The sequence below is a fragment of the Mesorhizobium sp. B2-3-10 genome (genome assembly GCF_006442275.1).
Classification (GTDB): domain Bacteria; phylum Pseudomonadota; class Alphaproteobacteria; order Rhizobiales; family Rhizobiaceae; genus Mesorhizobium; species Mesorhizobium australicum.
Genome location: NZ_VFVT01000005.1, coordinates 241087 through 262339, shown reverse-complemented (window position 1 = coordinate 262339; position 21253 = coordinate 241087). Strand labels below are relative to the sequence as shown.

Genomic DNA, 21253 nt, shown 5'->3' with positions numbered 1-21253 from the left:
GTGCGATTGTGAACGACGTTCATTTCGCAGCGGCCGAAAGCCGCGGATGGGCAAAAGCGCAGCAAGAAAGTTTAACCAGCTCAGGACTATCACTAAAACTGAACAGCGCCTGCAACCCGCAGGGCCTATCGGCACACTGTCGAAGGGTTCCGCCAGATGGAAATCGCCATGAACACGCATCTCATGCTTTCGCGGCGCTTCGCGCCACTTTTCTGGACGCAGTTCCTGTCCGCCTTCAACGACAATTTCCTCAAGAACACGCTGGTGTTCCTGATCCTCTTCACACTGGCCGCCGATCAGGCGGCCTCGCTGGTCACTTTGGCCGGCGCCGTGTTCATGGCTCCATTCCTGCTCCTGTCGGCGCTGGGCGGCGAGATCGCCGATCGCTTCGACAAGGCGCTCATCGCCCGCCGGCTGAAATTTGCCGAGATCGGCGCCGCTGCCGTCGCGGTCGTCGGCATCGCGCTGTCCTCCATCCCCGTGCTGATGACCGCGCTGTTGATGTTCGGCATCATCTCGGCGCTGTTCGGGCCGATCAAATACGGCATCCTGCCCGATCACCTCGAACGCAAGGAATTGCCGGGCGCCAACGCCTGGATCGAGTCGGCGACTTTCGCCGCCATCCTCGGCGGCACCATCGCCGGGGGCGTCGTCTCGGCCGATGGCATCGGCGTCTCGGTCTTCGGGCCGATCATGATGATGCTCGCCGTCGGCTGCTGGGCCGTCAGCCGCCACATCCCTTCAACCGGTTCCGCGGCGCCCGACCTCGTCATCGACAGGAATGTCTTTCGCTCGACCTGGCGCCAGGTCAGCGAATTGCGCACGGACTCACGGATCTGGCGCGCCGGCCTGATGACGTCCTGGTTCTGGCTGATCGGCGCCATTGTGCTTTCGATCCTGCCGACGCTGGTCAAGGATCAGCTCGGCGGTGGCGAGATCGCGGTCACCGCCTATCTCGCGGTGTTCGCTATCTCGATCGCCATTGGCTCGGCAATCGCCGCGTGGATGTCGCAGGGACGCATCGTGCTCTTGCCCGCACCGGTCGGCACGGCGCTGCTGGCGCTGTTCGGCCTCGACCTCGCATGGACCATCTGGAGCATGCAGCCTTCGCCCAGATCCGAAACCCTTGGCCTCTTCTTCGCCGGGCCAAACACGATCCGTGTTGCGATCGACCTCGCCGGCATGGCCATTTCCAGCGCCTTCCTCGTGGTGCCGACCTTTGCCGCCGTGCAGGCCTGGTCGCCCGAGGCGCGCCGCGCCCGGGTCGTCGCCGCGGTCAGTATCGTCAACGCCGGCTTCATGACCGTCGGTGGCTTGCTCGTCGCCATCATCCAGGCAGCCGGCGTCTCGACGGGAGGCATCCTGTTCGGCCTCGCCCTGGCCAATGCCATCGCCGCCTGGCTGATGCTGAAATACCTGCCGACCAATGCCTTCCGCGATTATGTCTCCATTCTTTTCCGCGCCTTCCATCGGCTGGAAGTCGAAGGCCTGGACAATCTCAAGGCCGCAGGCCCGGCACCCATCCTGGCGCTGAACCATGTCAGCTTCCTCGATGGACCGCTGGCTCTGACGCTGACCAATGAGGAGCCGGTCTTCGCCATCGACTACACCATTGCGCAGGCCTGGTGGATGAAGCCGTTTTTAAAGCTGACCCGCGCGCTGCCGCTCAATCCGTCCAAGCCGATGTCGACACGCACGCTGATCAAGATCGTGCAGAACGGCGACCCGCTGGTCATCTTCCCCGAGGGCCGCATCACCGTCACGGGCGGGCTGATGAAGGTCTATGACGGTGCCGCCATGGTGGCCGACAAGACCGGCTCGATGGTGGTGCCGATCCGCATCGAGGGGCTGGAGAAAAGCCCCTTCTCGCGGCTGACGGCGCAGCACGTGCGCCGCCGCCTGTTCCCGAAAGTCAAGGTGACCATACTGCCGCCGGTCAGGCTCAAGGTCGACGACGAGCTGAAGGGACGCAAGCGTCGGGCCGCCGCCGGTGCCGCGCTCTACCAGGTGATGTCCGACCTCGTCTTCCGCACCCAGCATATCGACAAGACCGTGCTCGAAAGGATCATCGAGACGGCGACCGAGCGCGGCATGAAGCAACTTGCCGCGCAGGATCCGGTCGCCGGTTCGCTGAGCTACGGCAAGCTGCTCACGGCTGTCGCCGTGCTCGGCGAGAAGTTTGAGACGCTCTATGCCGGACAGGACACGCTCGGCATCATGCTGCCCAACGCCAATGGCGCCTGTGCCGCGCTGCTCGGCGTCATCTCCGCCGGCAAGGTCCCCGCGATGATCAACTTCACCGCCGGTGCCGCCAACATCCTGTCCGCTTGCAAGGCGGCGCAGGTAACCACCATTCTGACCTCGCGGGCCTTTGTCGAGCAGGCCAAGCTTGGCGCGATCGTCGAGGAGATCGGCCGCTCGGTCAACATCGTCTGGCTCGATGATCTGCGCGCGACCATCGGCCTCAAGGACAAGCTGCTCGGCCTGCTGCGCAAGAGTACGCCCAGGGTTGCCCGCAAGGCCACCGACCCGGCCGTGATCCTGTTCACCTCGGGCTCCGAAGGGACGCCGAAGGGCGTCGTGCTCACCCACCGCAACATCCTGGCCAACGCCGCGCAAGCCGCCTCGCGCATCGATTTCCATTCGGGCGACAAGGTGTTCAACGTTCTGCCGATCTTCCATTCCTTCGGCCTGACGGCGGGCACGGTGCTGCCGCTGGTGTCCGGCGTCCCGGTCTATTTCTACCCGTCGCCGCTGCACTACCGTATCGTGCCGGAACTGGTCTATGCCTCGAATGCGACAATCATCTTCGGCACCGACACCTTCCTCAGCGGCTATGCGCGTACAGCGCATCCCTATGATTTCCGCTCGGTGCGCTATTGCTTTTCCGGTGCGGAGCCGGTCAAGGCCTCGACCCGCGAAACCTACATGGAGAAGTTCGGCCTGCGCATTCTCGAAGGCTACGGCGTTACCGAGACGGCGCCGGTGATCTCCATCAACACGCCGATGTACAACAAATCGGGCACGGTCGGAAAAATCATGCCCGGCATGGAATATCGTCTGGAACCGGTGATCGGCGTCGAGGGCGGTGGACGGCTGTTCGTGCGCGGCCCCAACGTCATGGCGGGCTATCTCAGGGCCGAAAAGCCGGGCGTGCTCCAACCGCTGCAAAATGGATGGCACGACACCGGCGACATCGTCAGCATCGACGATGCCGGTTTCGTCAGCATTCGCGGCCGCGCCAAGCGTTTCGCGAAGATCGGCGGCGAGATGATTTCGCTGGCTGCGGTGGAAGCTCTGGCGGGCGAGCTGTGGAAAGGTTCGCTCTCGGCGGTCGCGACCGTACCGGACCCGCGCAAGGGTGAAAAACTGGTGCTCGTCACCGAGGCCGAGAAAGCGACGCGCGCCGAGTTTCTGGCGTTCGCCAAGGCAAACGGCGCCATGGACCTGATGGTGCCGGCTGAAGTGCGCGTCGTGGCGCATGTGCCGGTGCTTGGCTCGGGCAAGATCGACTTCGTCGGCGTAACCAGGCTGGTACGCGGCGAAGCCTTGCAGGCAGCCAAGGTCGAGGCCGCCTGATCGCCGGCGACAGCGAGACGGCGCCACGGTAGGAGACGCGGCGCCGCCAGCCTTCAGGCGATCAGGTTCATCATCGGCTTCACCGCCCCTGAGTCCGGAAACACTTTCTCGCCGAGCACCGAGGCCGAAAGTCCGAACTGGTCGGCGAGCAGGCCTTTCAGCACCGCCCTCACGTCGCTGGTCGGCGCAAGGTCGCGCTGCTGGTAAAGTTGCGCGGGCTTCAGCCCCGGCCAGTCGGCGATGACGCGGCCGCCCTTGATGGCGCCGCCGGCGAGCAGCACCACGGTGCCGGTGCCGTGGTCGGTGCCGACCGTGCCGTTGATCCGCGCGGTGCGGCCGAATTCGGTGATGGTGACGATTGCCGTATCCTTCCAGCGCTCGCCGAGACCTTTTTTGAATTCCTCGAAGGCACCGTCGAGGCCGCCGAGCAGGCTGGCGAGGCGGCCGGTCGCGCCGCCTTCGTTGACATGCGTGTCCCAGCCGTCGAAGGCGAGTGCCGCGACACGCGGCCCGTCATCGGCGGCGATCAGCCTGGCGGCGCCTTGCGCGGCCTGCCGCATGCCGGCGGCGCTGTCGAGGCCGCCTTTCGGCTTCATCGTCTTGGCGCCCATCTGGTCGTCAAGCGCCGTGCGATCGGCGTCGAGACCTTTTTGCAGCGCGACGGCCAGAACCGGATCGCGATGCTGGTAGAGATCGAGAACGCGCGCCGCGAGGTCGCCGGCCGGCGCCGGCAGCGATTGCGGCGCCCAGCCGAGCACGGGAGCCGCGCCACGGATCACCAGCGGCGTCGACGGTCCGACGGCCAGGCCGCCGAGTGTCGCCACGCGGTCGCCCGCCGGCAGGTTCTCCAGCGCCCGATTGAGCCAGCCGGTGGCGACATGGCCGGGACCGGCAAAGCCGCTTTCCAGCACATCCTGGCCATCGAAATGCGAGCGCTCGCGATAGCCGGTCGCGGCGGCGTGCACGACAGCCGCCTGCTTGTTCTTGAACAGCCGCGCAAACACCGGCATCGCCGGATTGACCGCGAAGAAAGCATCGAGCGGCAGTGCCGCGTGCGGGCCGGTGAGCGACAGGGCGATGTCGCCATGCAGGCCGGCATAGTCGGGATCGCCGACCGGACCGACGGTCGACAGGCCGTCCAGCGCACCGCGCAGCACGATGACGATCAGGCGCGGGTCGCGGTTGTCGGCGGCACGGGCGAAGCGCGGCAGATAGGCCCAGGCAAACAGCGCGCCGCCGGTCGTCAGCACGGCGCGGCGGGAAGGGTGAGGGGTTTCGCACAGCAGGCTCATGACTTCGTCTCCATGGGAGTTGTCGGCGCCGGACCTATCGTTCGATCTATCGTCGCTGGAATTCGGGCGCCATCAGCAGCAGCGCCAGGCCTTGCTGTTTGGTCTCGGCGCGGGCGATCGCTTGGCGTGTTTCGGGCGAGGCGGAGGGACCGATGACCGCGTCGAGCATGCCGTTGGGGTTGCCGACGTCCTTCACTTGCCGGGCGGCCTGCCATGCGATGTCGAGGCGGCTCTTCATGCCTTCCGCCGATGCCCAGCTGTCCGCCTGGTCGGAAAAGCCGTTCGGTCCCGGCGGCCCCCAGAGCGGCTCGCCCAGCGCGTTGAGCCAGTTGAGCGACTGGCCAGGGTCGTTCGTCGGGCCAGGACCGGCTGCCCGGCGGATGGCCGCGATATAGTCGAAGGGCGAGCGCATCTTGGCCAATGGCGTCGACCACGCTTCCGGCATGTCGACGAGCGCCGCCGCCAGTGCCCTGAGATTGCCGTCGCTCCTGGTGAACACCTTGGCGAGGCGGGCGACCGCCGCCGACGGCGGGTCGTCGGCTATGAAATGGCGGGCAAGTTGCGTGGCGATGTGTTGCGCGGTCGCCGGATGACGGGCGATGTCATTGAGCGCGGCCTCGGCCTGGCCCATGCCGCCAGCCGGATAGGTCTTGCCGAGCAGCACCGCGTCACCCGGCTCATGCGCATTGGCGTTGAAGACGGAACTGCCGGGTTCGCCCAGCCGTCCTTCCCGTCCGGCCATCATCCAGCCGGTCAGGATGCGCGCGAAGCTGGTCACGTCGGCTTGGCTGTAGCCGCTGCCGACACCGAGCGTGTGCAGTTCCAGGATTTCGCGGGCGAGGTTCTCGTTGAGGCCGCGCTGGCGGTTCTTGCCGGCGCGGGAGTCCGGGCCGATCGACTGCTGGTTGTCGAGATAGAACAGCATGGCCGGATGCCGCTCCACCGCCATGAGCATGTCGGCGAAGCGCCCGAGCACGAAAGGCCGGATGGCCTCCCGTTCGAACGCCCCGGCGCTGGCGCGCACGATGTTGTCCTTGGCGACGGAGACGCAGAAATGGTTCGACCAGAAATAGACCAGGCGCTCGACGAAGCCGGCCTCTGCCTGCATTGCCTTGTCGAAGCGCGCCTGTGCCTCGGCCCGGAACAACATAACCTCGACAGGCGGCACGGCCGGTTTGGCCGCGGCCGCGGCCGGGGCGACGGGCGGCGACATGGCCGGTGCGGCGGGTGGAGGCATGACCGAAGCCGCGGCCGACGTGGCCGCTGGCGGCTGCTCCGTCGCCATCCGCTGCCGGTCCCGCTTGCGCTGGAGATTTGCCGCCATGCTGGCCTGGATGGCCGGCGTGCTCCCCTTGAGGTCGGCATAGGCGGGATCGTCGAGCGATATCATGGCGACGTCGGGCCGGCGCAGCTCCGCCTTGAGATAACCGCGAGGGTCGCCGCCCAGTCTTTCGCGGTCACCCGGCCGGGCGCCAAGGCCGAAGCGATTGAAGGCTATCAAGGCGGGATCTGGCAGGGCGGGATCTGGCAGGGCGGGATCTGGCGCCATGGGCACTTTGGTCACGACAGCCATGTCAACGCTCCATCGTTGAATCTCACGCGAGGCGCGCGACGCCCGATCGGCTGTTTCCCCAGCTCAAACCGGGGACAGGCGGCCGGGCAGGCGGATGCCGCCCGGCCCCCCCGCGTTTACCAGCGGTGCCAGCGGTGCCAGTGGCGGTGCGGATGCCAGCCGTAGTAGGCCGGGCCGTGCCAATAGCGGTAGCGCGGATACACCACGACACGGTTGGGAACGCAGCGCCCCCAGTGATGCCATCCAGGCCCGCAACCCCAGGCCACGTGCTCGATCAGCGCCGGGGCGGCCGGCTGCGCCACCAGCGGCATGGCGGCGGAGGTCGCGACGGTCGCGACGGTTCCGGTGAAGGCGAGGACGGCTGCCGCCGTATACTGTGTCAGACGGTTCATGACGTTACTCCGAATGTTCTCCGAGAATGAAAACCTGTGCGTACCGATTGGTCCGGCAGGCTGCCCTTCCTCTGGTTAAACGGCCTTGCGGTCGTTTTCCGTCTGCGGTCACGGCGATTTTTTCGGCTCTGCCGCCGGTTGCGGCCCGGCCCGCCTGGCCAGCCCGTCCGCGAGCACGGCGCGATCCCCGGCCGAACCCGCCGTCGCGAACTCGACGATGCGCTGCTCAAGCCGTGTGCGCACGGCGATGTCGGCATTGCGCGCCCTTTCCAGCGCGGCCGACAGGGCCGTCGTGTCGAGGACCGGCTGGCGCAGCAGGTCGGCTGCCTCGCGCCTGGCCTGCTGGCCATCGAGGATGACCTGGCGGGATTCGCGCCGCACGTCGCGCAGCGCCTTTCGAAACAGCACGCGTTCCTGGTGGGGAAGCCGGCTCCCGGCGGCTTCCAGCGAATAGCCCTGGCCGGGCTTGCCGCTTCTTATCCAGACGGCTCCGCCCGCAAGCGCGCCGGCCAGGAAGACATTCAGCGCCACGGATGCGATCACGAGGTTGCGGCGCGTGCTCATAGGTCCTCCTCGATCGTCTCGCCATCGGACCCGGCATCGCCGAACGCCGTCGCATTGGCATCGAGCACATAGCGGTCGGGCTGAAACTCTGGCGTGACGACGCTCACCAGGGCCAATCCGGCGATGGCGCCGGCCAGGCCGATGCCGGCGAGTCCAAGACCCAGCCACCAGGCCCGTCGGCGCCGGCGCTGGACGAGCAGCCGGTCGGCCATTCGCAGGATGCCGCCGTGCAGTGCCGCGCCAGGCGCCATGACATCATAGCTGTCGAGCAAGGCGTCGAGTTTGCCTGCCTGCCCCAATATGGCCGCGCCCATCTCGGTCCTTGCGAACGTCGCGCCGGTCGTGCGGTTGGCCTGCGGCCACCGCCGCAAGTCGCCGCCATAGGCTGCCGCCAGAGCCGCAAAGCGCTCGGCATCCATTGCCGGTTCGTTCCTGGACCCATTAGGCATCGGTCTGTCCTTTGATCGCGGCTTTCTCATTCATCGACACTATCCTTGGCCAGGATCACCTGCAGCGCCCGCCGGCCGCGCGAAAGCAGGCTTTCCAGGGCATCGACGCTGATCTCCAGGATCGCGGCCGCCTCTATGTTGGACATCTCCTGATAGTAGACCAGGAGGATCGCCTCGCGCTGGCGCGGCGCGATTGCCTGCAAGGCCTGCTCGACCCGATGCGCCTCCTTGCCGGGATGGGCATCGGGAAGCGGGGCGGGATCGACAATGTCCGGCAGGTCGTCGGTCACCAGCTCGCGGCGCCGGCGCAGCCGGTCGTAACAAAGGTTTAGCGTCACCCGGTGGATCCAGCTGTCGAAGCGTGCGTTGCCGCGCCGCCAGCCCGATGCGTGACGCCAGATGCGCATAAAGGTTTCCTGCGCGACGTCCTCGGCCTCCGCCGCATCGCCGAGCATGCGCGCGGCCAGCGAAAGGATGCGCGGCAGCTTGCGCGCGACGAGCGTCCGCACCGCCGCGGGGTCGCCGGTGCCGACCCGGCGAACCAGCTCCTCGTCCGGGTCGGGGCTCATGGGTTGGCGCACACCCAATGTCCATCATGCGTCATAGCCTCTTGGTCATTGCTCCGGCTTGGGAGCGGATTTGTGGCCCGGCATCTCGTCGCCCGTCAGAATGCCGTCGCCATTCTTGTCCAGCCTGGCAAAGCGCTTGGCGAATAACGCATCGAGCTCGGCCCGGTCGATGAAGCCGTCATGGTTGGAATCAATGCGCGCGAAGGATTTGGCGGGATCGCCCTTGACGTTGCGCTTGGCCTGAAAGGCCTCCCATTCCAGCAGGCTGATCTTGCCGTCGCCGTCCGTGTCGGCGGCCATGATCGCCTTCTCTCGCCGTTTCTGGAACTTGGCCCGCGTGATGTCGGACTTGGCGGCCGACGATGTCGCGGGGGGCGGTGTGGCGGCCGGTGGCTGTGTCCCTGTCTGGGCCAGAGCCGCGGTGGTCAGCAGGCACAGGGCAGCGGCAAGGATCGAACGGCGTATCATGTTTTACGTCTCCGGTTGGCGCATTGCATGGCCCGATGCCATGGTCACGCTTCAACCGTTAAACGTCGTGATCGCAGAAATCCGTCGGTCGCCATGCCTATCTCGCCGCTTGCCGGCGATGATGGACTTTGGCGGCCCACGGTACGGCAGAACACCTCGTCCGGCGCATCTGAATTGCGCCGGGCCGGCCCGCCCGTTGGCGAAGGCGGGAATTACGTCGATTGGTCGGCGGCTATCAACTGATCCGATTTGAAGCCGGCATGCTGGGGGGTCCACACGTCGCCGTCTTTGTTGAACCAGTGGCACAGATACATGCCGGAAGCGGCGCCGTCGCTGACCGTCATCTTCGGGCCTCCCGACCTCAGCTTGACGACGTCTCCGGTCTTGAAAGTGTTGGGCATTTGGACCTCCCATGCTGACACCCGACATTTCATACCAAAACGGGGGTCCCGACAATGGCATATGGGTCTTCTGGGCTACTGTCTTATGCGGCAACGCGGAGACATCGCTGACGCGCCATCGGGGCGAACCGGGCAACCCCCCAACAGGTCAGTCCACCTCGATCACACGCCTGGCCGGCTTCCCAGTCGGCTCCCGTCGGCGCGCAGGCGGGGCCTTGTCCGCCAATGCCTCCTGCTGCAGTCTCTGCTCCCTCAGGCGGGTTGTCTTGGCGTCCCTTGCGTGACGCTCGGCATCCAGCACCAGCCTCGCCTCGCGGTCCGCTCTTGCCAGCTTTTCCTTGTCGACACGCCTTGGCAATTCAAAACCTCCTGTCATGGAACTGTCGGCAGGAAATGTGCAACCCAAGTGTCTGTTCCAAAAAAATAGAAATGCGCGGTCCATCATTTGTTATTGAGATTTGAAAATCCCGGATTGCTCGCTTTCGCGAGTTTTCCAAGCCAGGAGCAAGTCGCGACTTGCCTCGCGGGTCTTCGGCCAGATCTGCACCGCTCCCGAGTTGTTGTCGATCGACGGGCAGATCCTTGCATCCATGGCAAACGCAAACGGCCGGGGATTCGGGCCTCTTCCGCGCGTCCAGGCAGCTTCGACCATCGGTTTGAAAAACTGGTGCCGCTTAGGTGACTCGAACACCTGACCCCATCATTACGAATGATGTGCTCTACCAACTGAGCTAAAGCGGCCCGGGAGGCCAAGGCCTCCAAGATGGGCAGGGTGATAGACTCAACCGGCCGCGAATTCAAGATGCGACTTGGCAAATCATGCAAGAGCCGCGCCCCGATCGAAACCGGCGTTCTGGCGTCCCTGCATGCCCGGAATCGCCGACATGTTCCGATTTTGTTGCCGGAACATCGTGAAAATAGACTTTGGACGGCTTGTCGAGGCAGAATGCGGCTGCCCGCCCGTTGATTGATTGGTCGCCTGCGGCTAACCATCATGAAAGCTTGGGACAATTTGCAGAGGGATCTCGCTTGGACGCGATCGAAAAAGCGATCCGGAACGCCCTGGAAAAGGGCAATGCCGAGGACCGTGCGTTCCGCGAGAAGGTCTATCGTTCGGCCTTCGCCGCGCTCGACCGCGCGCTCCAGGCCAATCCCGGCGTGACCGTGGAAGTCGCCATCAAGCGCCGCAAGGCAATCCAGGCAAAAATCACCGAAATCGAATCCGAGTACCTGCCGGCGGTGCCCGGTGTTGCCCCGCAGATCGACGCGCCGGCGGTCGAGGCCGCGGCCGGCGCGGCGCCCGCGGTCGAGGCGGGCCCAAGGGCGTCATCGCCCGCTGTGACCGTCGACGGTCCCGGGCAGCCCGCTTCCGACGCACCGCGCTCGCGCGTGCTGCCGGTGGTTCCCGACATCATGCCGGATGCGACCCTGCCCGGTGCGCCAGCCATCGACATGTCGGTTCCAGCCTCTTCCGGTGCCGCCACGGAAGTCGCGCCCGATCGCGATGAGCGGCGCATTAGAGGCCGGCGGCTGCCGCTGACCGCCATTTTCTTCACGGTGACGCTGCTCGCGGCGATTGGCATCGGACTGTACTTTGCCATGCAAACCGGTGTGTTCAAGACCGCCGCGCAGCTCAATACCGCGCCGCCGGAAGCGCCGCCGACCGTAGAGGACGACGATTTCACCCCGACCGATGGCGCCAACGCGCCGGCAAAGCCCGGTGCCGCGGACCTGTCGCGCGACTGGATCAATGTGTTTTCACCGTCCGACCCGACGCATGTCGCCGCTCCGTCCGACGCCAAGGCCGAGGTGATGAAGGACGACAGCGGGCCGTTCCTGCGCATCCAGTCCGGCGCCTCCGGCTCGGCGATCGCCTTCGATGTCGGACAGGGCGTGCTGGAAAAACTCGCCGGCAAGCACGCCGTGTTCGACATCATCGCCCGGGCCGAGGACGGCAAGGACACGCAGATATCCGTCGACTGCAATTTTGGCGAACTCGGCGATTGCGGCCGCAAGCGTTACGCGGTCGGCCAGCAGAAGAACGAATATCTGTTCGACGTGAAGTTTCCCGACAAGCATCCGGGCTCGGCCGGAACCATCGCCATCAATTCCGATTTCGACAAGCAGGGCAAGGCGGTCGACGTCTACGAGATCCGTGTCTCGGTCGAACCCTGAACTGAATTCGTTGCGACTGACACATCGACAGTCCCTAGCGGTCGAGCAGCGCCTGCAGGGTTTCTATGCGATCGGCCTCGTTGGCCGGTTTGTCCCAGCGCAATCGTGAAATCCTGGGGAAACGCATGGCCACACCGGATTTGTGCCGGGTCGAACGGTTGAGTCCCTCGAAGGCGACTTCGAGCACCAGGCCATTGTCGCGGTCGGCGCGCACCGAGCGCACCGGTCCAAAACGCTCGACGGTGTTGTCACGGACATATTTGTCGATCTGCTTCAGCTCTTCATCAGTGAATCCGAAATAGGCCTTGCCGACCGGCACGAGTTCCTCCTCGCCCTCGGCTCCGGACCAGACGCCGAACGTGTAGTCGGAATAGAAGCTCGAGCGCTTGCCGTGGCCCCGCTGGGCATACATCAGCACCGCGTCCACCGTGTGCGGATCGCGCTTCCATTTGAACCATGGACCCTTCGGCCGGCCGGCGACATAGGGCGAATCCCAGCGCTTCAGCATCACGCCTTCGATGATCGGATGCGGCGGCGCGCGGCGCAGGTCCTGGAGCGACCGCCAATCCGTGAACGCGACGAAGGGGGAGAGATCGAAGCGGCTCGGGTCGAGCGTCCCGATGAAGGCTTCGAGCCGGCCGCGTCGCTCGCGGAAGGACAGTCCGCGCAGATCCTCGGCACCGATTTGAAGCACGTCGTAACAGCGCATGAAGGCTGGATATTGCTGCTGCATCTTCGGCGTCACCGTCTTGCGGTTCAGCCGCTGCTGCAGGTCCGAGAAGGTTCCCGTCGCTTCTCGCGGATCGCCGACAAGCAATTCGCCATCGAGCGCGGCGGAAAAACGCATGGCGTCGGCGAGGTCTGGAAAGGCCCCTGAGACATCATCGCCGGTGCGCGAATAGAGCCGGCGGATGCCGCCTTCGGCCACCGCCTGGACGCGGATCCCGTCCCATTTCCACTCCGCCGCGTAGTCGGCGGGATCGAGCTTTTCGAGGTCGCCGTCACCGACCGGGTTCGACAGCATGACCGGGCGAAACAGCGCCATCACGGTGCTGCGCGGTTTCTCGTCCTTGCCTTCCAGCCAGGCGAACAGCGCCGTGTAGGGCGGCGATAGCCCATGCCAGAGCTCCTCGATCTCGGCGACGTCGACCTTGCCGAAATCGGCCAGCGCCTGCTTGGCCAGCCGCGCCGAGACGCCGATGCGCAGGCCGCCGGTGACCAGCTTGATGATGGCAAAGCGTGCCGAGATACCGGCGCTGTCGAGCAGCCCCGTCAGCACCTTCGGTCCATCCGAGCGGCTTGCCGCCTGCAGCTTGGCCACCACCTCGCCAAGCGTCGGCTCGCGGTTGGCGATCCTGCCAGGCGTTTGCGGCCAGACCAGCGACACAGTCTCGGCGAGGTCGCCGACATAATCGTAGGAATAGCCGAACAGCACCGGGTCCATACGTTCGGTGACCAGCGTGCGCAGCATCGCCGGCTTGACCGCGGCAATCCTGAGATCGCCGGTGATGGCCGCCAGCGCCAGGCCGCGATCGGGATCCTCGACGTTGCGGAAATAGTCGATCAAAAGGGTCAGCTTGCCGTTGCGCGACGGCGTCAGCACCAGGCGGTCGAGAAGCTCGGCGAAGCGGTTCATGCCGTCAATCGCCCTCATCCTCATAGCCCACCAGATGCAGCGGGCGGGCGGCGATGCCTTCCAGTTCGCACCAGCGCACCAGCGCTTCCTCGCGGCCGTGCGTGACCCAGATTTCGGCGGCTCCGGTCTCCTTGATGGTGGCGGTGAGTTCGTCCCAGTCGGCATGATCCGAGATGATCAGCGGCAGTTCGACGCCGCCTTGCTTGGCGCGCTGGCGGATGCGCATCCAGCCCGACGCGAAGCACGAGATCGGATCGGGAAAGCGCCGCGCCCAGCGGTCGGCGAAGGCCGATGGCGGGCCGACCACGATGGCGCCGGCGAAATCTTGCTTGGCCCCGCTCTCCACCGTCGCCGGCTCGAGATCGCCGAGATCGATGCCCTGGCTCTGGTAATACGCGCTGAGCCTGGCCAGCGCGCCATGGATGTAGAGCGGCTTGTCGTAACCGGCGTCGCGCAACAGCCGCATCACGCGTTGCGCCTTGCCCAGCGCGTAAGCCCCGACCAGGTGCGAGCGCTCCGGGAATTGCGCCGCCGATTTCAGCAGCCGGGCGATCTCTTCCGTGTCTGGCGGATGGCGAAACACCGGCAGGCCGAAAGTCGCCTCGGTGATGAAGATGTCGCAGCGGATCGGCTCGAAGGGCGCGCAGGTCGCATCCTTCTGCCGCTTGTAGTCGCCGGAGGCGACGATGCGCCTGCCCTGGTGCTCGACCGATATCTGCGCCGAACCCAGCACATGGCCGGCCGGATGAAAGCTGACATCGACGCCGTTGAGGGCAATCGTCTCGCCGAGCCTGGCTGTCTGCGTCGTCCCCGCGAAATCCTCGCCGTAGCGAAGTCCCATGATGTCGAGCGTCTGCTGTGTCGCAAGCACCGAGCCGTGGCCGGAACGCGCATGGTCGGAATGGCCGTGCGTGATCAGCGCCCGGTTCACCGGCCGCACCGGGTCGATGAAGAAATCGCCCGGCGGGCAGTAGAGGCCTTCGGGCCGGGGATGAAGCAGGTCGCTGGCGCGCATGATGCCAAGATAGGATATAATTCCGCTGCGGAAAGCCTGTTGCCCGAGACTGCTGACTCCCGGACAAAGCCTGTCCAATTCGGTTCAGCTTCGGCATTCCATGCTCTACAGAGATGGGCGGCCGGCTCCCTGCAGGTGGAAACCATCATCATGAAACCGCTTCAGACCTCGTCGGGCGACCCGAACGCCGATCGCCGTGCGGACTATGCCGAAATGCTCGTTGCCTCCGGCGATCATGCCGCTGCCGCCGAGTTGCTGCTCGGCGGGCTGGAACTGGCGCCGCAATGGGCAATGGGCTGGTTTCGCCTGGGCGAGATGCAGGAGGCATCAGGCAGGCTCGACCTAGCGGCGCAGGCCTGGAGGACGGCGTTGAAATTGGATCCGGCCGATCGTCAGGGCGCGGCTCTCAAATTGCAGCTGATCGGCAAAGGTCCGGTCTTTATGGCGCCGCCCAGCGCCTTTGTCGAAACGCTGTTCGACCATTATGCCGAGACATTCGAGGATATGCTGGTAGGCAAGCTCGACTACCGGCTGCCTGAGGTGCTCGACGCTGCCATCCGCAAGGCAAAGCCGGGCCGCCTCCGCCTGGCGCTCGACCTGGGTTGCGGCACTGGGCTGATGGGCGAGAAGCTGAGGCCGATCGTCGACCGGCTGGAGGGGTTCGACATCTCGGCAAGGATGCTGAAGAAGGCGCGGGCAAAAGGCATCTACGACGCGCTGACGAAAGCGGATTTGCAGGATTTTTCCTATTCAGGCGACAAGGCCGATCTGGTGACGTCAGCCGACGTGCTGATCTACATCGGCGGCCTCGAAGGTCTCGTGGGAACGGTCGCCGGCCTGCTCGCCGAGGGTGGCTTGTTTGTCTTTTCAGTCGAGAGCCTGGCGGAAGGCGGTGGCGAGTTCGCGCTGCAGCCCTCCCGGCGCTACGCCCATTCGGATGGCTATGTCGTACGGACCCTCGAGGCCAACGGCCTCTCGGTCCTCGCGCTGGAGCCGACAACCATCCGCTGGGATCGCCGCGAGCCTGTCAAAGGCCTGGCCGTCGTGGCATGGAAAGCCGGTCCCCTGTGAGGGCAACTCTTTGCGCTGCTGCGAAAAAGTCCGATTTGCGTGCGCGACTGATATTTGCGATCTGGTCGCATCAGGGCGGGATATCAGGAGGAGCACTTCTATGCGCTGGAACGTGATGATTTTGGCGTCTTGCCTCGTAACCACCGGCTGCGTGGGCAATTCAGCGTCCGAGCGGCAGGACGCCAACGTCGAGTCCTCGCTGCAATATGACAGCGTGCCATGCGATCAGTTGCTGTCGCGGCGCAACGGATTGGCGCAGCAATATAGTCTCCCCACGACCGCCAAGCCGACTTTTTCCAATCCTGCCATGGGTTTTGGCCCGTTCACGCCCGACATGCGTTCCAAGGCTCAACGCGACAGCGACAAGGCGTCAGGCGAAATCGATGCCATGAACCGGTCGATCGATCGCCGCGACTGCGGCAAACCGGACAAGCAGAAGAAGTTCGCGCTGCCTGGCTGATGCGTGTTGCCCAAATGAAGCTCTCGGACTTCGGCGACCGCATCTGTATCCTGGGCCCGTCGAACAGCGGCAAGTCGACGCTTGCCGACGCGATCGCGCGCAAGCGTGGCCTGACACCCATTCATCTTGATCTGCTCTTTCACCTGCCCAACACGGATTGGCTGCAGCGTCCGAGGGACGAATTCATTGCCTTGCATGACGCAGCGATCGCCAGCGAACGGTGGGTGATGGACGGAAATTACTCGGTTTGCATGCCGCAACGCTTCCAGCGCGCGACCGGATTGATCCTGCTGGACATTTCCACCCCGGCAAGTCTGCTGCGCTATTTCAGGCGTACCTTGTTCGAGAAGGAGAGACGCGGAGCCTTGGAGGGTGGGCGCGACAGCATCAAATGGGACATGATCCACCACATTGCCGTGACCACGCCGAAAAACCGCTCAAGATACCGGGCGACGTTCGACCAAGTCAACCTGCCGAAGCTGCAACTGTCGTCGGTCCGGGCGATCAAGAAATGTTTTCAGGACTGGGATTTGGCCAGGTGACGAGGACGTCTGGCTAGAGCAATTCCAGGAAAAGTGCGTAGCGGTTTTCCGTCCGGAATTGCGTAAAAACAAAGAATTAGAGCGGGTCGGCGATTCCATAAAACGCTGAACCGCTCTAGTATCCTGCTTTGCGGTCCACCAGATTGTCGAGCCTTTCGCCGCGTTCGAAAGCGTCCATCTGGCGCAGCATGAGCGGCGCCAGATGGGCTGGATCGGAAGTCGCCGCGGCATGCGGCGTCACGAACACCTTCGGGTGGTTCCACAACGGGCTGGTCTTCGGCAGTGGTTCCACCTCGAACACGTCGAGGCTCGCCTCCTTCAGCGTGCCGTCATCCAGCGCGCGCACGATGTCGGCGTCCTTCTGCAGGCGGCCGCGTCCGGCATTGATCAGCACCGAGCCGCCGAGGCCGTTGCGTTTCCTCAATTCCTTCAGCACGCCGTAGTTGACGATGCCTTGCGTGTCCGGCGTCAGCGGCAAAAGCACGACCAGAATATCGGTGGCGTTGAGGAACGGGATCAGCCCGGCCTCGCCGCTATACGTCGCCACCCCTTCCATTGGCCGGTCCGTGCGCGACCAGCCATTGACCGCAAAGCCCAGCGACAGCAGCGCCGAGGCTGCCGCGCGGCCGAGACTGCCAAGTCCCATGATGCCGACGGAAATGTCACCGGCCGGCCTCTGCTGCGGCTCGTGCCAGATCTTCTTTGGCTGCTGCGACCGGTAGAGCAGGCCCTGGCGATGGTGATCGAGCACCCGCCAGACGACGTACTCGGTCATGTACTGGGTGAGGTTGTCGGCGACGACCTTGACAATCGGCACGTCGGGCAGGCCGGGATCGGCGAAGATATGGTCGACGCCGGCGCCGATCGAGAAGATGGCGCGCAGATTGGGCAGCGACGACATCAAATTCGGCTTCTGCTTCCACACCACCGCATAGGTGATCGAGGGATCCTCGGCTCCATCCGGTTCCAGCACCACCTCGCGTTCGGCCGACAGCAGGTCGCGCCAGCGCTGCGGATGAAAGCCGGTGACGGCAAGCAGGATGCGGCCTTTTTCCATCGCGGTTCGTTCAGTCCTTCCTTGTGCGGATCACTCGCTGACCACGCCTGTCGGCGCTGTCTCGATCTTGAAAGCGGCCGAGATCAGAGCCCGAGTATAGTCGGTTTGCGGATTTCCAAAAATCTGTTCGGAAGGGCCGGCTTCGACGATCTGGCCGTTGCGCATGACGATGACGTCGTTGGCCAGCGCCCGGATGACCTTGAGGTCGTGGCTGATGAAAAGATAGGCGAGGTCGTGCTTGGCCTGCAAATTGCGCAGGAGATCGACGACCTGTGCCTGCACGCTCATGTCGAGCGCCGATGTCGGCTCGTCCAGCATGACGAAGCGCGGGTTGAGCACCATGGCGCGGGCGATGGCGACACGTTGGCGCTGGCCGCCGGAAAACTCGTGCGGATAGCGGTTGCGGGTCGCCGGATCGAGCCCGACTTCCTTCAGCACGGCGGCCACCTTGTCGTCGCGCTCGTCGGGCGACAGCTTCGGCTCGTGGATCTTCAGGCCTTCCTCGATGATCTCGGCGATCGACATGCGCGGGCTGAGCGAGCCGAACGGATCCTGGAAGACGATCTGCAATTCGCGCCTGAGCGGTCGCATGGCGTTGAAGGTGAGCTGGTTGATGTCGCGGCCGTTGAACTGGATCGTCCCGGTCGACGAGATCATGCGCGCCAGCGCCAGGCCGAGCGTCGTCTTGCCCGAACCGGATTCGCCGACCACGCCCAGCGTCTGGCCGGCGCGCACGGTGACGTCGATGCCGTCGACCGCCTTCACATGATCGATCGTGCGCCGGAAGAACCCCTGCTTGATCGGAAACCACACCTTGATGTCCTTGCCGGTCATGACAGGCTTGGCGTCGGCATTGGCGGCCGGCGGCTTGCCTTTCGGCTCGGCGGCCAGAAGATGGCGCGTATAGGGGTGCTGCGGGTTGGCGAAGATGTCCTTGGTCGGTCCGGTCTCGACGATCTTGCCCTTGGTCATCACGCAGACCCGGTCGGCGATCTTGCGCACGATGCCGAGGTCATGGGTGATGAACAGCATCGACATGCCCTTGCGGCTTTTGAGGCCCGCGAGCAGTTCGAGGATCTGTGCCTGCACCGTGACGTCGAGCGCGGTCGTCGGCTCGTCCGCGATTAACAGTTCCGGCTCGTTGGCGAGCGCCATGGCGATCATGACGCGCTGGCGCTGGCCGCCGGACAGCTGATGCGGATAGGCGTCCAGACGCTTCTGCGGATCGCGGATGCCGACCTCGTTGAGCAGGGCCAGCGTGCGCGCCTTGGCCGGACGGTCGCCCATGCCTTGATGCAGCTTCAGGATTTCGACGACCTGGTGCTCGATCGTGTGCAACGGATTGAGCGAGGTCATCGGCTCCTGGAAGATCATGGTGATCTTGTTGCCGCGCACCTGGCGCAATTGCTTCTCGCTCATGGCGAGCAGGTCGGCACCCTGAAACAGGATCTTGCCCGAGGGGTGGCTGGCGCTGGGATAGGGCAGCAGCTTCAGCACCGACAGCGCCGAGACCGATTTGCCGGAGCCGGATTCGCCGACCAGCGCCACCGTCTCGCCCCTGGCGATGTCGAACGAAATGTGGTCGACGGCGACTGACTGGCCGCCGCCCTGGCTGAAGGCGACGCTGAGGTCCTGCACGCTGAGCAAGGGAGCATCGCTCATTTGAACGTCTTGCGCGGATCGAAGGCGTCGCGCGTCGCCTCGCCGACAAAAACCAGCAGCGACAGCATCAGCGAGATGACGACGAAGCCGGAAATGCCGAGCCAGGGCGCGTTGAGATTGCGCTGCGCCTGCTTGAGCAGTTCGCCGAGCGAGGCGGAGCCGGGCGGCAGGCCGAAGCCGAGATAGTCTAGCGAGGTCAGCGTCGAGATCGAGCCGCTCAGCAAAAAGGGCAGGAAGGTCAATGTCGCCACCATGGCGTTGGGCAGCAGATGCCGGAACATGATGGTGCGGTTGGGCACGCCGAGCGCGCGCGCCGCGTTGACATATTCGAAGTTGCGGGCGCGCAGGAACTCCGCCCGCACCACCCCGACCAGCGCCACCCAGGAAAACAGCAGCATCAGGCCGAGCAGGATGAAGAAGCCCGGCGGCAGGATGGCGGCGACGATGAGCAGCAGATAAAGCACGGGAATGGCCGACCAGATCTCGATGAAGCGCTGGAACAGCAGATCCGTCCAGCCGCCGAAATAGCCCTGCAAGGCACCGGCGCCGACGCCGATCAGCGCCGAACCCGCGGTCAGGATCAGGCCGAACAGCACCGAAATGCGGAAGCCGTAAATGACGCGCGCCAGCACGTCGCGCGCCTGGTCGTCGGTGCCGAACCAGTTCCAGTTGCCGACATTGCAGGCCGGGTCATCGGCTCCTCGTGGATATTGGTTGCAGCGCGTCTTGGCGTCATATTCCCATGATGGCTTGGCCGGCGCTGCTTCCGGAATGGCGTTATTGACGGTCTGGTAGGAATAGCGGATCGGCGGCCAGATCATCCAGCCATGGGCGTTGATCTCGTCCTGGATAACCGGGTCGCGGTAATCGGTGACGGCATAGAAGCCGCCGAATTTTTCCTCGGGGTAAGCGACCATCACCGGGAAAAGGATCTCGCCCTTGTAGGAAGCGATAATCGGCTTGTCGTTGGCGATGAATTCGGCAAACAGCGACAGCACGAACAGGACGAGGAAAATCCACAGCGACCAGTAGCCGCGCCGGTTGGCTTTGAAATTCTGCAGGCGGCGCTTGTTGAGCGGCGACAGGAACGGCCGTGGGAGCCGCTCCGGCAAGACACCGGCGGTTACCCTTGCCTCCGACATCAGATGTCTCTCCGCTCGAAATCGATGCGCGGATCGACCCAGGTGTACATCAGGTCGGACAGGAGCCCGACGAAGAGGCCAAGCAGCGAGAAGATATAAAGGTTGGCGAACACCACCGGATAGTCGCGCTCGACCACGGACCGGAAGCCGAGCAGGCCGAGCCCGTCGAGCGAAAAGATGTTCTCGATCAGCAGCGATCCCGTGAAGAAGGCCGAGATGAAGGCACCCGGGAAGCCGGCGATGACGATCAGCATGGCGTTGCGAAAAACGTGGCCATAAAGCACCTGCCGTTCCGACAGGCCCTTGGCGCGCGCCGTCACCACATACTGCTTGCGGATTTCCTCCAGGAAGGAGTTCTTGGTCAAAAGCGTGGTCGTTGCGAAGGCCGACAACACCAGCGCCGTCAGCGGCAGCGTCATGTGCCAGAAATAATCGACGATCTTGGCCGGCCACGACAATTGGTCCCAATTGTCCGAGACGATGCCGCGCAACGGGAACCAGTCCCAGAACGAGCCGCCAGCGAACAGCACCATCAAAAGGATGCCGAACAGGAAGCCTGGAATGGCATAGCCGACGATGACGACCCCACTGGTCCAGACGTCGAAGGGCGTGCCGTCCTTCACCGCCTTGCGAATGCCGAGCGGGATCGAGATCAGATAGGACAACAAGGTGATCCAGAGCCCGATCGAAATCGATACGGGCATCTTTTCCAGGATCAGGTCGAGCACCGAGATATCGCGGAAATAGCTGTTGCCGAAATCGAACCTGGCATAATTCCACAGCATCATGCCGAAGCGCTCGAGCGGCGGCTTGTCGAAACCGAACTGCTTCTCCAGCTTCTTGATGAATTCCGGATCCAGGCCCTGGGCGCCGCGATATTTCGAGCTCACATCGCCGGCGACATCGAAATTGGAGCCGCCTGCATCGCCGCCACCACCGCCGAGGCGGTCGCTGCCGCCCTGGTTGGTCAGTTTGGCGATGACCTGCTCGACCGGCCCGCCAGGCGCGAACTGGATAACGGCGAACGATATCGCCATGATGCCGAACAGGGTCGGGATCATCAAAAGGATGCGACGCAGTATATAGGCGCCCATCAGGTGTTATCCTCCTCGAGGAGAGCCACCGCGTCCGGCAACACCCCCAAGGCATTCGCTTCAGGCCAATTGTCGGCGCGGGCGCCGCCCCTCATTGTCCTGCCGGACATTT

Annotated in this window: 20 protein-coding genes and 1 tRNA gene; 5 read left to right on the top strand and 16 right to left on the bottom strand. The window is 64.5% G+C overall.

Annotation, left to right across the window (positions count from 1 at the left end; all coding sequences use genetic code 11):
- Window positions 1-168: 168 nt before the first annotated feature.
- On the top strand, window positions 169-3579 hold the full coding sequence (locus FJ943_RS16735) for an acyl-[ACP]--phospholipid O-acyltransferase (RefSeq protein WP_140723052.1): 3411 nt from the start codon (window positions 169-171) through the stop codon (window positions 3577-3579).
- A 53-nt stretch (window positions 3580-3632) separates the two neighbouring features.
- Here the strand turns inward: FJ943_RS16735 and FJ943_RS16730 are convergent, their stop codons facing one another.
- The 10 genes from FJ943_RS16730 to FJ943_RS16685 all read right to left on the bottom strand — a co-directional run bounded on the left by FJ943_RS16730 (window position 3633) and on the right by FJ943_RS16685 (window position 10028).
- A complete protein-coding gene (locus tag FJ943_RS16730) occupies window positions 3633-4871 on the bottom strand; it encodes a DUF1501 domain-containing protein (protein ID WP_140723049.1) in 1239 nt (412 codons plus the stop codon).
- A 46-nt stretch (window positions 4872-4917) separates the two neighbouring features.
- Window positions 4918-6444, bottom strand: coding sequence for a DUF1800 family protein (locus FJ943_RS16725; protein ID WP_140723046.1), 1527 nt, complete (start codon window positions 6442-6444; stop codon window positions 4918-4920).
- Window positions 6445-6560: 116 nt separating this feature from the next.
- Entirely contained in the window at window positions 6561-6836 is a 276-nt protein-coding gene (locus FJ943_RS16720; RefSeq protein ID WP_140723043.1) for a hypothetical protein, read from the bottom strand.
- A gap of 108 nt (window positions 6837-6944) precedes the next feature.
- Window positions 6945-7400: a periplasmic heavy metal sensor gene (locus tag FJ943_RS16715; protein WP_140614819.1), complete on the bottom strand. Its 456-nt coding sequence runs from the start codon at window positions 7398-7400 to the stop codon at window positions 6945-6947.
- The gene (locus FJ943_RS16710) at window positions 7397-7849 is read right to left on the bottom strand and encodes a hypothetical protein (protein WP_140723040.1); all 453 of its coding nucleotides are present in this window, start codon (window positions 7847-7849) and stop codon (window positions 7397-7399) included. The genes FJ943_RS16715 and FJ943_RS16710 overlap by 4 nt, the downstream gene beginning before the upstream one ends.
- Window positions 7850-7875: 26 nt before the next feature.
- On the bottom strand, window positions 7876-8418 hold the full coding sequence (locus FJ943_RS16705; RefSeq protein ID WP_140714101.1) for an RNA polymerase sigma factor: 543 nt from the start codon (window positions 8416-8418) through the stop codon (window positions 7876-7878).
- Window positions 8419-8463: 45 nt separating this feature from the next.
- Entirely contained in the window at window positions 8464-8886 is a 423-nt protein-coding gene (locus FJ943_RS16700; protein WP_140723037.1) for an acid-shock protein, read from the bottom strand.
- Window positions 8887-9098: 212 nt separating this feature from the next.
- Window positions 9099-9287 (bottom strand): DUF2158 domain-containing protein, encoded by a 189-nt coding sequence (locus FJ943_RS16695; protein WP_015314066.1) that lies wholly within the window; start codon window positions 9285-9287, stop codon window positions 9099-9101.
- Between the two features lie 148 nt (window positions 9288-9435).
- The gene (locus FJ943_RS16690; protein WP_083883127.1) at window positions 9436-9663 is read right to left on the bottom strand and encodes a hypothetical protein; all 228 of its coding nucleotides are present in this window, start codon (window positions 9661-9663) and stop codon (window positions 9436-9438) included.
- Window positions 9664-9952: 289 nt separating this feature from the next.
- Window positions 9953-10028, bottom strand: a tRNA-Thr gene (locus FJ943_RS16685).
- Between the two features lie 288 nt (window positions 10029-10316).
- Here FJ943_RS16685 and FJ943_RS16680 point away from each other — a divergent pair.
- Window positions 10317-11462: a hypothetical protein gene (locus FJ943_RS16680; RefSeq protein WP_140723034.1), complete on the top strand. Its 1146-nt coding sequence runs from the start codon at window positions 10317-10319 to the stop codon at window positions 11460-11462.
- 34 nt (window positions 11463-11496) lie between these two features.
- Here FJ943_RS16680 and FJ943_RS16675 read toward each other — a convergent pair whose 3' ends face one another.
- Both FJ943_RS16675 and FJ943_RS16670 read right to left on the bottom strand, forming a co-directional pair.
- Complete coding sequence (locus FJ943_RS16675) at window positions 11497-13098, bottom strand: cisplatin damage response ATP-dependent DNA ligase (RefSeq protein ID WP_140723478.1); 1602 nt, start codon at window positions 13096-13098, stop codon at window positions 11497-11499.
- Between the two features lie 4 nt (window positions 13099-13102).
- Window positions 13103-14113, bottom strand: coding sequence for a ligase-associated DNA damage response exonuclease (locus FJ943_RS16670; RefSeq protein ID WP_140723031.1), 1011 nt, complete (start codon window positions 14111-14113; stop codon window positions 13103-13105).
- Window positions 14114-14263: 150 nt separating this feature from the next.
- Between FJ943_RS16670 and FJ943_RS16665 the strand changes: the two genes are divergently transcribed.
- The 3 genes from FJ943_RS16665 to FJ943_RS16655 all read left to right on the top strand — a co-directional run bounded on the left by FJ943_RS16665 (window position 14264) and on the right by FJ943_RS16655 (window position 16186).
- Window positions 14264-15184, top strand: coding sequence for a methyltransferase domain-containing protein (locus FJ943_RS16665; protein WP_140723028.1), 921 nt, complete (start codon window positions 14264-14266; stop codon window positions 15182-15184).
- A gap of 100 nt (window positions 15185-15284) precedes the next feature.
- The gene (locus FJ943_RS16660; protein WP_015314060.1) at window positions 15285-15644 is read left to right on the top strand and encodes a hypothetical protein; all 360 of its coding nucleotides are present in this window, start codon (window positions 15285-15287) and stop codon (window positions 15642-15644) included.
- A 14-nt stretch (window positions 15645-15658) separates the two neighbouring features.
- Entirely contained in the window at window positions 15659-16186 is a 528-nt protein-coding gene (locus tag FJ943_RS16655; protein ID WP_140660614.1) for an AAA family ATPase, read from the top strand.
- Between the two features lie 115 nt (window positions 16187-16301).
- Here FJ943_RS16655 and FJ943_RS16650 read toward each other — a convergent pair whose 3' ends face one another.
- From FJ943_RS16650 to FJ943_RS16635, 4 genes are read right to left on the bottom strand one after another with little or no spacing between them, the layout of a single operon-like run.
- On the bottom strand, window positions 16302-17243 hold the full coding sequence (locus tag FJ943_RS16650) for a glyoxylate/hydroxypyruvate reductase A (protein WP_140723026.1): 942 nt from the start codon (window positions 17241-17243) through the stop codon (window positions 16302-16304).
- Between the two features lie 30 nt (window positions 17244-17273).
- Window positions 17274-18905, bottom strand: coding sequence for an ABC transporter ATP-binding protein (locus tag FJ943_RS16645; protein WP_140723023.1), 1632 nt, complete (start codon window positions 18903-18905; stop codon window positions 17274-17276).
- Window positions 18902-20047, bottom strand: coding sequence for an ABC transporter permease (locus tag FJ943_RS16640; RefSeq protein ID WP_140660617.1), 1146 nt, complete (start codon window positions 20045-20047; stop codon window positions 18902-18904). The genes FJ943_RS16645 and FJ943_RS16640 overlap by 4 nt, the downstream gene beginning before the upstream one ends.
- Window positions 20047-21141, bottom strand: coding sequence for a microcin C ABC transporter permease YejB (locus tag FJ943_RS16635; RefSeq protein WP_015314055.1), 1095 nt, complete (start codon window positions 21139-21141; stop codon window positions 20047-20049). The genes FJ943_RS16640 and FJ943_RS16635 overlap by 1 nt, the downstream gene beginning before the upstream one ends.
- Window positions 21142-21253 lie beyond the last annotated feature (112 nt).